General features: G+C 55.7%; 8 protein-coding genes and 1 pseudogene. 4 read left to right on the forward strand and 5 right to left on the reverse strand.

Going from position 1 to position 11,070, the window contains the following annotated elements; genetic code table 11:
- The first annotated feature begins 14 nt into the window (after nucleotides 1-14).
- The 3 genes from EWE75_RS14430 to EWE75_RS14445 all read left to right on the forward strand — a co-directional run bounded on the left by EWE75_RS14430 (nucleotide 15) and on the right by EWE75_RS14445 (nucleotide 7,129).
- On the forward strand, nucleotides 15-3,104 hold the full coding sequence (locus tag EWE75_RS14430; RefSeq protein WP_130158689.1) for a TonB-dependent receptor domain-containing protein: 3,090 nt from the start codon (nucleotides 15-17) through the stop codon (nucleotides 3,102-3,104).
- 547 nt (nucleotides 3,105-3,651) lie between these two features.
- Nucleotides 3,652-5,400 carry a tyrosine-type recombinase/integrase gene (locus tag EWE75_RS14440; protein ID WP_165388392.1) on the forward strand — a complete coding sequence of 583 codons (1,749 nt, stop codon included), beginning with the start codon at nucleotides 3,652-3,654 and terminating at the stop codon, nucleotides 5,398-5,400.
- 376 nt (nucleotides 5,401-5,776) lie between these two features.
- Entirely contained in the window at nucleotides 5,777-7,129 is a 1,353-nt protein-coding gene (locus EWE75_RS14445) for a hypothetical protein (RefSeq protein ID WP_130158693.1), read from the forward strand.
- Nucleotides 7,130-7,439: 310 nt separating this feature from the next.
- Here EWE75_RS14445 and EWE75_RS14450 read toward each other — a convergent pair whose 3' ends face one another.
- Nucleotides 7,440-7,751, reverse strand: coding sequence for a hypothetical protein (locus EWE75_RS14450; protein ID WP_130158695.1), 312 nt, complete (start codon nucleotides 7,749-7,751; stop codon nucleotides 7,440-7,442).
- A 133-nt stretch (nucleotides 7,752-7,884) separates the two neighbouring features.
- A complete protein-coding gene (locus EWE75_RS14455) occupies nucleotides 7,885-8,223 on the reverse strand; it encodes a hypothetical protein (protein WP_130158697.1) in 339 nt (112 codons plus the stop codon).
- A 118-nt stretch (nucleotides 8,224-8,341) separates the two neighbouring features.
- Between EWE75_RS14455 and EWE75_RS14460 the strand changes: the two genes are divergently transcribed.
- Nucleotides 8,342-8,602 carry a helix-turn-helix domain-containing protein gene (locus EWE75_RS14460; RefSeq protein ID WP_130158699.1) on the forward strand — a complete coding sequence of 87 codons (261 nt, stop codon included), beginning with the start codon at nucleotides 8,342-8,344 and terminating at the stop codon, nucleotides 8,600-8,602.
- Nucleotide 8,603: 1 nt separating this feature from the next.
- Here EWE75_RS14460 and EWE75_RS14465 read toward each other — a convergent pair whose 3' ends face one another.
- From EWE75_RS14465 to EWE75_RS14475, 3 genes and pseudogenes are all read right to left on the reverse strand, one after another.
- Complete coding sequence (locus EWE75_RS14465) at nucleotides 8,604-9,149, reverse strand: recombinase family protein (RefSeq protein WP_130158701.1); 546 nt, start codon at nucleotides 9,147-9,149, stop codon at nucleotides 8,604-8,606.
- Between the two features lie 476 nt (nucleotides 9,150-9,625).
- Complete coding sequence (locus EWE75_RS14470; RefSeq protein WP_130158703.1) at nucleotides 9,626-10,930, reverse strand: hypothetical protein; 1,305 nt, start codon at nucleotides 10,928-10,930, stop codon at nucleotides 9,626-9,628.
- A 13-nt stretch (nucleotides 10,931-10,943) separates the two neighbouring features.
- Nucleotides 10,944-11,070, reverse strand: a pseudogene (locus EWE75_RS14475) (IS630 family transposase); the annotation flags it as partial.

Here is an 11,070-nt window from a genome sequence, read left to right on the forward strand (position 1 = left end):
AGGGGATGAGGGAAATGAAAGCAATCACCAGACTGGCTGGCCGGGGCGTGCGCAAAGGCGCGTTTCTTACCAGTGCGAGCATAGTGTCTCTGTTCGCCGCCGGCACCGCTTATGGACAGGATACAGCCGCGCCCGCCACCGCGCTGCCAGCCACGCCACAGGCGACGACACCCGCCGAGGGGGCCGCGGCAATCGACACCGAGACCGCCGAGACGATCGTCGTCACCGGGTCGCGCATCAAAAGCCCGACGCTTACCTCGCCGTCGCCGCTTCAGGCGATCACGTCGGAGGACATCCAGCGCACCGGCAAGCTCGACATCCAGGAAGTGCTGCAACAGAACCCGGCCTTCGGTGTGCCCGGCCAATCGCGCAACACGTCGAATTATGGCGCGCTCAGTGCCGGCACTTCGACCATCAACTTGCGCAGCCTCGGCGCAAACCGCACGCTCGTGCTGATCGACGGCCGCCGCGTGGTGGCTGGCGTGCCCGGCACCGCACAAGTCGATCTCTCGATGATTCCGAGTTCGTTCATCGAGCGTGTCGATGTCCTGACCGGCGGCGCCTCGGCGGTGTACGGGTCGGACGCCGTCGCGGGCGTCGTCAACTTCATCTACAAGAAGAAGTTCGAGGGCGTGCTGCTCAACGCGCAGACCGGTGTCTCCGAAAAGGGCGACGACAACCAATATTCGGTCGATCTGACGATCGGCCACAATTTCGATGATAATCGCGGCAACATCCTGCTGTACGGCGGTTGGCAGAAGCAGGGTGGCGTCTCGTCCGCATCGCGTAGCCGCAGCATCACCGATCAGACCAGCGTCGGTGCGGCCACGCGCAGCAACGCGCTGACCGATGCCAACCTCACCGCCGCGCAGAATCTGTTCGTCGCGCGCCTCAACAAGTCGAGTGTCGTACCGGCGAGCACGTTCAACGCGGGCAGCGGCAATTACATCGTCGATTCGACCGGCGTGACGCGTCCGTACAACGCGGCGACCGACGGGTTCGACCGCACGCCTTATGACCAGATCTCGGTGCCGCTGGAGAAACGCCAGTTCGCTGGTCGCGGCAATTATCAGATTTCGGACAGCATCAACGTCTATGTCGAGGGCACTTACGCCAACACTAAGTCGCGCGGACTGCTGGAGCCTTCGCCGCTGGTGCCGACCGGCTCGCTCGGTCTGTTCCGGCAGGGCAATGGCCGCTACAATATCGAGCAACTCGTCGCGAACCCGAACAACCCATTGCAGTCGCAGGTGGTGCGCAATCCGCTGGTGCCGGCCGGGCTGTACAATGTCGCCACCGATACCAACGGCGACGGCTTCCGCGATGTCGCGGTTTCGCGCCGGCTCACCGAGTTCGGCCAGCGTTTCGCGATCTTCGACCGTACCAATCTGCGCTTCGTCGGCGGCCTTAACGGCAATCTCGGCAGCAACTGGGATTGGGACGTATCGTACAATTGGGGCCAGACTCGTGTCTCCAGCCAGTTGACCGGCCTCATCAACCAGGACCGCGCGGTCCAGGCGCTCAACGTCATCCAGGACGTGTACGACGTCAACGGCAACGGCAACACCTCCGAAGCAATCTGCGCCAGCGCCGAAGCGCGTGCGCAAGGCTGCGTGCCGTGGAACGTCTATGGCGCGGGCAAGGCCTCGCCAGGCTCGATCGCCTACCTCAACGCGACATCCACGCATGATGCGGTGCAGACGCTGGAAGTCGCTGCCGCCAACCTGTCGGGGTCGCTGTTCGAACTGCCCGCCGGCAAGGTGCAGATCGCGGTCGGCGCTGAATATCGCAAGGAGTCTAGCGAGGAGACGTTCGATCCGCTCTCGATCGCGGCGCGCAACGCGTACGTTCAGCAAACCAACACGTCGGGCAGCTTTAACGTGAAGGAAGTGTACGGCGAAATCGTCGTGCCGCTGATCCACAATACGCCGTTCTTCGACAATCTTACTCTGCGTGGCGCAGTCCGCATGTCGGATTATTCCACCGTCGGCACGTTCTACGCCTATAACGGCGGCGTCGAATGGTCGCCGGTGCCTGACATCCGCTTCCGCGGAGTCTATGCCAAGGCGGTACGCGCCCCGAATATCGGCGAGTTGTACGCCGCGCCGGCGGTGAGCATCTCGTCGGTCAACGATCCGTGCCAGGGCGTCACGCTCACCAGCACCGGCACGACCAGCTCAGTCTGCCGCGCCAACGCGGGTGTGCTCGCCAACATCAACGCGAACGGCAGCTTCCTGCTCAACCAGTCGGATCTTCAGGGCGTCGGCGGACTCAACGTCAGCAATCCGAACATCCGCGAGGAGAAAGCCACCACCTACACGCTCGGCGCGGTCATCAACCCGATCTCGATCCACGCGCTTCGCAATGTCACGCTGACGTTCGATTATTACAACATCAAACTCGACGGGGCGATCGCGCGCACCAGCCGCGATTACATCCTCCAGCAATGCTATCAGAACAACGATCCGACGTTCTGCTCGCTGGTCTCGCGGCGCGCGATCGGGTCGGGGCCTTATAGCGCGGGGTCGATCCAGCAGGTCGATTCCGCGCTCGTTAACAGCGGCGGCTTGTTGACGCAGGGGCTCGATTCGACCTTCTCGTACCGGCAGGGCATGGCGGACTGGGGCCTGGGCAATGGGGCTGCCACGTTCTCGGTCAGCTATACGCATCTGTTCAAGCAGGGCGGTACGCCGGTGACGGGCGCGGCGTATGACACCACGCTCGGCGAGATCAACACCCCGCAGGATCGCGCGGCCTTCTCGCTTAGCTACGACAGCGACGCGGTCGGCGTGACGTTCAACGGCCAGTATATCGGCGCGTCGTACCTCGACGATCAGTACCGCATGCTGTTCAAGCTTGCCAACGGATCGCTGCCCGACAAGACGTATTTCCGCGTCGGTGCGGCCTTCTATCTGGATTCGCAGGTGCGGTTCCATGTGAAGAAGCAGTTCGAGTTCTACGTGGGCGTCAACAACCTGCTCGACACCCAGCCGCCGCGCGTCATCACTGGCCTGCCCGGCAGCGTGACCGGCACCGAGACGGCGGCGGGCACTTACGACCCGATCGGTCGCCGTTTCTACAGTGGCGTGCGGTTGAAATTCTGAACCCTCACAGACTCAGGCGGTGCGAGCGATCGCGCCGCCTGAGATTGGGGGATCTTTGCAAAACACCATCATCCTGCCGGACGTGTTCCGGTACCCACCGCTCCACAAGCTCGAACCTTTGATTTCGCGGGCCTTCTACCCCGGAACGGTCCGGCGGGACGGACCATTGCCGATTGGGTAAAGTTCGCAAAGGCCACACGCTTTGGATCGGTGAGTGTTGCGATCGCGAAACCCGCCTTCGGTACAATCATCTTTCCCTTAGGTCTCGCCATCGCAGGCGCGCCGGCGTTCGGCTGGCCAAGCCGGTTATCGCACAGCGGCTGCGCAACCCGCGCTGGGAAATGGTGCTGATCGGGCTGCTGGTGATACGTCCCAAGCCAACGTCGCAGAATACTGACGATTCTGACTTCACGCTGGTGACCCCTACGGGAGAACAAAGGTAGTATATGTAACAAGTTGATTTTGCACTAGACGTTGGAAACGCGCGATTTTCTGCCATGGTCTGTGAGATTCCGGTGTGAGATTCTTACCGGCCATGAGGAGGAAAATGACGAGTACGATACCGCACGTCCGCAAGCGCGATGGCGTGTTCCAATTTGAAAGACGGGTGCCGCTGCATATCCAGCGCGATGCCCCGCGCTATGCGGAGTTGTTTAACTCCAAGCCGCTCTACCGTGTGTCGCTTCGTACCAAAGACGAAGGCCAAGCCCTGATCGCGCGCACCGCTGCCAAGGCACACTTTGAGGCTCTGTTGGCGAAAGCAGCGGGACGTGAAGCGCGTGCGTTGCCAGCGCTTGTCCTGCCGGCACCACCCGAGCGGATAGTTACGCAAGCTGATCTTGATATGGTCGCAGACCGTTACGCGCATTTAACCGCTGATCCGTTCGAACGGCTTCACCGCCGCGCCAACGTTGATCCCGCCGCCGCCGAGGAGTTGGCGCGGAGGGAGTACGAAATCGAGTTGTTCGCAGAAGACATTCAGCGCGCGTTGACAATGCCTCACGATCAAAGTGACGGACCGATACTGCGTCCGACGGATGAGGCTCGACTGATCGTTACGGAGCGCGGTTACAAGGCTCCTGCGGGAAGCGAGGAGCTTGGTGCGATTGTTGGTGCGGTGCGTACCGGGATGACACGCGGGTACGCACGTATATCCGCCTTAGCAACAGGGGAGGCGGTGCCGATGCTGCCTCCGTCGAACAAACCAAAACCGGATTCCGACGGCATGACGTTCGCCGAGGCGGTAAAGCGCTATCTAGAGGTCTGTAAGCCGTCCTCCCGCGCGTTTTCAGAGACAAGCCTTGCGCTTAAGCAGTTTGAAGCCTGCGTGGGCCGTAAAGCGCTTGTAGCAGTCTCCCGCGAGGATATGCACCTTTTCGCCGAACACCTTTCCAACCACATCGTAGGCGGGAAAAGCGCGGGCAGTGTCGTCCGGCATCTTTCTGAACAGACCATCGCTAAACGCATAAGGATGCTCGGTGCGGTACTGAACCACGCAATCGATCGGGGTTGGATGAAAGGTGCTAATCCAGCGCATGGGATCAAAGTTTCTAAATACGTTAAGGAAACAAGCCAAGCCTTGATGCCGAGCAAGCGTAGGCTACAAATTGATGAGCTTAATCGCATCTTTGCACATCCGTGGTTCACGGGTTGCCGGTCTGCCGTAGAGGTTCACGCGCCCGGTAACTTTCGCTTAGATGACTCTAGATTTTGGGCTCCCATTGTGGCGCTGTTTACCGGTTGCCGCGCGGCGGAGATTGGAGGTCTTAAGATCAGTGATGTGCGATTGAACGACCGTTTTCCACATTTTCTGATCCGGGACAATGAATACCGTAAGGTGAAGAACCGGCGCGCGCGCAGTGTCCCAATTCTAACGGCGTTGCTTGACCTTGGTTTTGCTCGGTATTTCGATAGGATATCTGCAAGTGGCGCGTTGCGCCTCTTTCCCGATTGGGCCGCTAGAAAGCGCATCGGGGGTGGACCTGATGAATACCCTGCATGGTCAAATGCGAACATCATTCGTTCGTTCAATCGTACCGTCCTGCCCACCGCGTTACATGAAACGCTGTCAGCAGATATGCGACGAGAGGTAACGTTTCACTCGTTGCGCGGCGCATTCAAGGCTATGCTGACCGTCACGAACGGTATTCGACCTCACATCGCGAATGAGGTGGTTGGGCATGCTAACTCGGAACTGGACGAACGCTACATCGGCGGCCTTACCATCGAAGAAACTTACCCAACTGTGCATAGCTGCACATATCGCGGGTTGATTTTGCCGCCGCCGCCAGTCTGATATCGCGTGATCGGCGAGAGTTCAAAGCGCGGGCTTGATTGTCCAATTTGTTAACGCGTGAGCTTTGTATTCTAGAGGAGCAAATGTAAGCAATCAGCCCACCAAACTATCACATTATGCCTATCTCCCCCCCCCCCCGCAGTGATATGCGATGCGCCATGCCGAAGTTAATTCGAACTATTTTTAAACGTAATTCTCGCATGCGAGCATTGATATTCAACGTATTTTATAAATATATATGTAATTTACCTTAACATATTGATGATGCAAAAGAAGCATAGCAGATCGTAAACTAAGAGCTGTTGCACGCTTTTCGCATTGCGCTAACTGGATGCCTCGGCCTGATTGATTATGTGGCCGAGGAAGGTAAAACCAATTGAATCTAGACTTGTTTTCCGGCGCGGGCAACGTAACGCCCGAGCGGACGGGTAAGCCGAACCTGTATCGAACCGGCGAAATTAAATCCGCCTCTATGTCCCTGTCCTTCATCGCTACCGGTGAAATCGGAACTGCCGCCGTACAGGCGTTGGCGGCACGACTGAACTATGATGCTGGTGTTCGGGGTGCGCCGAGCAAAAAATACGTTGCCGCCGTCGGCGCTACGATCAACGATCTGCTTCGAGCCGCGTCCTACGATCCAGTACGGGCATGTTCGCGCCCCCTTAGCTCCGGCAGCTTTTCGGATCGCGTGGTTGGTTATCGTCCCTTCGTGCGGGTTCTGGATGATCTGGTAGCACAGCGCTATATTGGCATCGATAAAGGCTATCATGACTCATCGGACCCGTACGCCAGCTATGTGACGCGAGTATGGGCAACATCGAAGTTGTTTAACTACCTTGCAGGGCTTCACGTCACCCCCTCCAACCGCGCTGAACACTTCGCGCGGGTACAGCAGTCCATCGACCCGACCAGCATCATCCGGCTCAAGGGCACCAAGCCGACTAGGGAAGGAAAGTATGAGTTCGAAGCTCCGGCGGTACCGGTTAACATCAACGATGCCGCTGTTGCTGCGCTTGCTGAACCAGTGCGAACCCTAAACGCTTTTCTGTTCGCGCAGGTTATCGACGGTGGCGAGTTCGACGGCCTTTATCGCAGCTTCAACCTTGGCGATCATCCCGCGTTTGCATGGAACATGGGTGGTCGGCTGTACAACGCGAATGGTGGTTATCAGCAGGACGCCAAGGATGTGCGTTCCGGCATCACCTTCAACCGTATGCCAACGGTAGAGATCGATATCACTGCCAGTCACTTGACCATCTTGCACGGGCTTATGGGTGTGCAGCTTCCAGCCGGTGATGATCCCTATGCGGCCACCGGATTGCCTAGAGAGATCGCGAAGGCTTGGGTCGCGATGACCCTCGGCCATGATGACTATCACGCAAATTGGACGCCCAAGGTAAGCGGAAGGTTGAAAGGCAACGAACTTCTTAACGGTAAATCATTGCAGAAGGCGTTTCCGATCGCGAAAGTACAGGAACTTGTCTTGCGTAAGCTACCTGTTCTGCAAGGCTGGGACGGCAACCCTATCAAGTGGGCTGATCTTCAATTCATCGAAAGCGAGATCATCTTAGCTACAATGTTGAAGTTGATGAAATTCTGCAACGCCCCTTCTCTACCAGTGCATGATTCCCTTATCATTCCGAAGGATAATACAGAAATGGGTACAGCCTTCCTTAAATACTGTTTTAAAAAGAAGGTTGGAGTTGATCCCTATGTCAAGATTAAATAGTATATAAGGGAGAGAGGGAGAGGGGAAGCATACCAGTAACGTTTAGCAGCGGGTTATCTGTAGACGCATATTCATGCTGGTATGATCCTATTTCAGATGGGCCTATTTAAGCCGCTGCAAGCGCTGTTATTGATTTTTGGCTACCTGACCAGCTACAAGCCAGTAATGACGCTGTAGAGTGCCTCTACGGGCAAAATAGAGGCATTACGTACAACGCTGTGACCTTTCCCGAAAATTTCAGGCGAAAATTCCACAAGCAATCCCAAGAGTTCGCCGTCGAAAACCTAAGACATGCCCGTAAACATTCGAATCAAAACCGTTGCACCGGATGACGGCATGCAAAATCGTAGGCCTTGGCGAACGTCTTGGCGTCGATCTTCATTCCCATCATTTCCTCTCCCTCGATCATGTTCGGTGCCTCGGGATTGGGTGAGGCGATGAACCGCTTAAAGCCGGTGTAAGCGCCAAAGGCATTCTTCGAGTTGACTTCTCCGCACAGCATCTGCGCGCCAGTATCCAGCGCGTTGACAAATTCGTTGCGGAACTTGGCAGAGTCCGCATCCTTCAACCCACCCTTGAGGTTCATTTCCGCCGATACCTTCGTGTCGATCGTCTTGTTCATACCATCGGATGCAGGGGGCGAGTCCGAAGTTGCGCTAGCATCGTCCGGCTTCGTTCCGCACGCGCTGATGAGTAGCAGGACACCGACGATCGAACCGAGCTTTGCGGCTCTTGTTTGCCTTTCCAGAAGCATCCTAGTTGCCTGTCTTAGCTGCAACAGGGCTGGTCACATTCGACAAGGTGCAATCTAGCATTCCCGCCAGCGCAAGTTCATGCCGTGCACCATCACGCATTTCACAACCCGTTGCGATCTTAACAGCGCGTCGCCGCCGATCGAAATCAGTAGGGGAGAAGTCGGTTCGAAGTGCTTTGTTGAAGACGAAAACCTCGGCACCATTTTTTATCATGACTCGGTATTTTTTGCCGTCTACCTCAACAATCGGTTGGGACTTCTTGGTTGAAGCCGAGGCTACGCTTGGCAGTGTCAATGCTAGCGCCGCAACAGGTAAAATGACGGGTGTGAACCTCTTCATAACGCCCCTCTAACGAGTCAATCTTCGACCATACGGCCTTCGTGGCGGTATGTCCCCATCATGGGGACAATGGCAAGGGTGTATAACGGTTCGGCCTCAACGAGTTGGGGCGGGTACAATGCAGCGGGGATGGGTCATATCGCCCGACTATCGGACGCTGATCGACACGCTTTCATTGCTTCGCAAAGAGCTTGGAGTTAGCCAGCGCGAATTAGCGCGCCGTATCGCAAAGCCGCCTTCGTTTATAAACAAGATCGAGCTTCTAGAGCGCAGGCTTGATATTGTGGAGTTTATCGTCATTGCCGAGGCATTGGGACGGAAGCCTCATGACCTTCTTCGCGCCCTCCGCACAAATCTTCCCGATAAGATCGCTATTTAGCCTATTCGGCCTCGCCTAGCGCGCGATAGACGCTCGCCCGGGCAATGCCGAGCTTGGCTGCTATATCGACCGGACGAACGCCATCAGTCCTCATTTGGCGCACGATGGCAACATCTACGGTCGCTTTGCGGCCCTTGTATCGACCATCGGCCTTGGCTCTCGCAATGCCCTCCATCTGACGCTCTTTACGGATAGCCGTTTCGAATTGCGCGAATACGGCAAGCATCTGCAAAAATGCTGTGCCTGCGGGTGTGGAGGTGTCGATAGGTTGCTCGACGGCTTTTAGGTATGCGCCCTTCGCTTTGATCTTTGAAACGATAGCCTCAAGGTCCGCTACCGATCTAGCAAGGCGATCGATGCGCGTCACCAAGAAGGTGTCGCCTGCTCGTACAAACTCAAGCGCGTCGGCAAGGGCTTTGCGATTTTCCGTGCTGGTGCCGCTCTCCTTTTCATCGAAGAGCTTTTCGCATCCAGCGGCAAGGAGCGCATCTCGTTGGATTTCGACCGACTGCCCCGAACTAGAAACGCGCGCATAACCGATCAACATAACGACTCGTGTCCCAATAGGTTCTAGATATACGGAGTCATACGTCTCATAATGCTGTGGTCAACCCTATTGAGACGCGAAATTCGTCTCACGCTTATGTCTCGCTTGGGTATACCTAAAAGACGCATCCTTTCAGGGGCGTGGAGGAACGTCGCTCGCGATTATGTCAGTGTTGCCAGCCCGGCTGGCCGACATGGAACGCAATCGTATCAAGGAGCGCTGTGATGCCGGTAGGGTTGCCGCTAGGACCTCTTTAGTCGCCACCGGCAAGACGCACAAAGGAAAGTTAGCTTAGGTCGCCCTTTCGCCAACGACAGCGTAGCGGTGGCGTACAGAAAATAAAGCGAGTATTTCTATCACCGCGAAGAATTTCAACGTATTATGCGCTACTATGCAAATATACTGTGCCGGACGTAGTGCATGACGGCAATAGACTGCAATATTATAATTTGGTACAGTTTCACTGTATTGCGAAACTAATGAGCGAACCAACTTTCTTCTTCCGCGACCGTCGCGATTGATGATTTACTAATTGCCGGAGCCCGGTAAAGCGACGCACTGGCAGCTTCAACTACTGAAAAAGGAAACTTATCGCTTGCAGCCATTATGCGGTTCGCAATCTCTTGTGACATACCAGACCGCCCACCATAATATAGCATAGATGATATATCGGCGTCATAGTGTGAGGAGATTGTATCCGCACCGCCTTTATCCTCGATGTACTTGATCGCCCTCCCCCAAGCGTTGATGTCACGGTAGGAAGTGATGATTAGGAAATCAGAAACAATACTGATTACGCCAAAGTCGATGACCGAGGAATCATCACTAATGGACTCGATTATGCGACGTTGCTGCGCATGGCTCAGACGATTAGAGATAGTCACCGAAAATCTCGGACTTTGACTCGCCAAGATATCTAAGTGTCCATAACCGTTAAGCTTGGGCTTCCCCCCAGGACTGAGGGAAAGGACCCATCCAACTGAACGTTCCATTTCTCGGAATTCACTGGCGCTCAAATTATCAATGAACTCCACGAGAATGGACTGGATTACAAACAGAGCTGACGCGGGTGCCCAGCAGATTGAAACTAAGAGAACCCATTTTCGCTCGCTCGCTGATTTCGCTCGGCTCACTTGATCCATCCACCAAGGCGAGCTGTTGCGAAGACGCGCATACCTAGCGCGTTCGACTAGCGGAAAATCGTGATTCAAAAGATCGCCGTATTCAGCCGCGCGAATATGTTTAGATTTTATGCCGGCGGCGATGCAAGCTATAGCAAATAACGGCATGCTTTCTCCCCAGGTTCGTCGCGCTGCTTCAACGAAGTCCGACCACGGGTTTAGCGTGGTATTCCAAATCTCAACATTAACCTCAGCGGCACGTAGCGACGCACTTGAGAAATCAGTAAGTCCGAGGAGAGCTATCGAAGTGTCGTCGTTATCTTTTATTTTCGAAAACGGCTGCCAGTAACGTCCCATGAGATCAAGCATGCTCATTTCATTACGAGCATTGTACTTTAAAATACCATAAGTCTGAGGATTCAACATCCAAAATCCGCGATATATCGATAACTCTTTTTCGACTGGTTCATCTCTTCTAGTGAAAATGCTATCAGGAACACTGTGTGACGCGGCCGATTCCAAAGCGATACCCATTTCAAATGGCGTGAGTTGGTCCCAGCGGCCTGCGCCTATCGCCTGTACGATTGCCTTATCTTTATATTCGCCAATCAGTTTCTCGAACGCGGACCTAGGACTCTCCGCAAAGAGACCGAGTGCCACCGCTTTCTGGAACCTAGTGGATTGATTCCAACGTTTGATGCCCGCGCCTGACGGCTGCGATAATCTGATCGGGATTGGCCTTCCAGACGAACGGCTTCGGTTCCTGATTATGCTCTTTTATGAAGCGGTTGATGGCGGCC

The organism is Sphingomonas populi (assembly GCF_004208535.1).
Lineage (GTDB): Bacteria > Pseudomonadota > Alphaproteobacteria > Sphingomonadales > Sphingomonadaceae > Sphingomonas > Sphingomonas populi.

What these genes read in the sequence shown, in the direction of transcription:
- EWE75_RS14460 (WP_130158699.1), top strand. Translation starts at nt 8,342, where the DNA reads ATGCAGCGGGGATGGGTCATATCGCCCGACTATCGGACGCTGATCGAC.
- EWE75_RS14430 (WP_130158689.1), top strand. Translation starts at nt 15, where the DNA reads ATGAAAGCAATCACCAGACTGGCTGGCCGGGGCGTGCGCAAAGGCGCG.
- EWE75_RS14450 (WP_130158695.1), bottom strand. Translation starts at nt 7,751, where the DNA reads ATGAACAAGACGATCGACACGAAGGTATCGGCGGAAATGAACCTCAAG.
- EWE75_RS14465 (WP_130158701.1), bottom strand. Translation starts at nt 9,149, where the DNA reads ATGTTGATCGGTTATGCGCGCGTTTCTAGTTCGGGGCAGTCGGTCGAA.
- EWE75_RS14440 (WP_165388392.1), top strand. Translation starts at nt 3,652, where the DNA reads ATGACGAGTACGATACCGCACGTCCGCAAGCGCGATGGCGTGTTCCAA.
- EWE75_RS14455 (WP_130158697.1), bottom strand. Translation starts at nt 8,223, where the DNA reads ATGAAGAGGTTCACACCCGTCATTTTACCTGTTGCGGCGCTAGCATTG.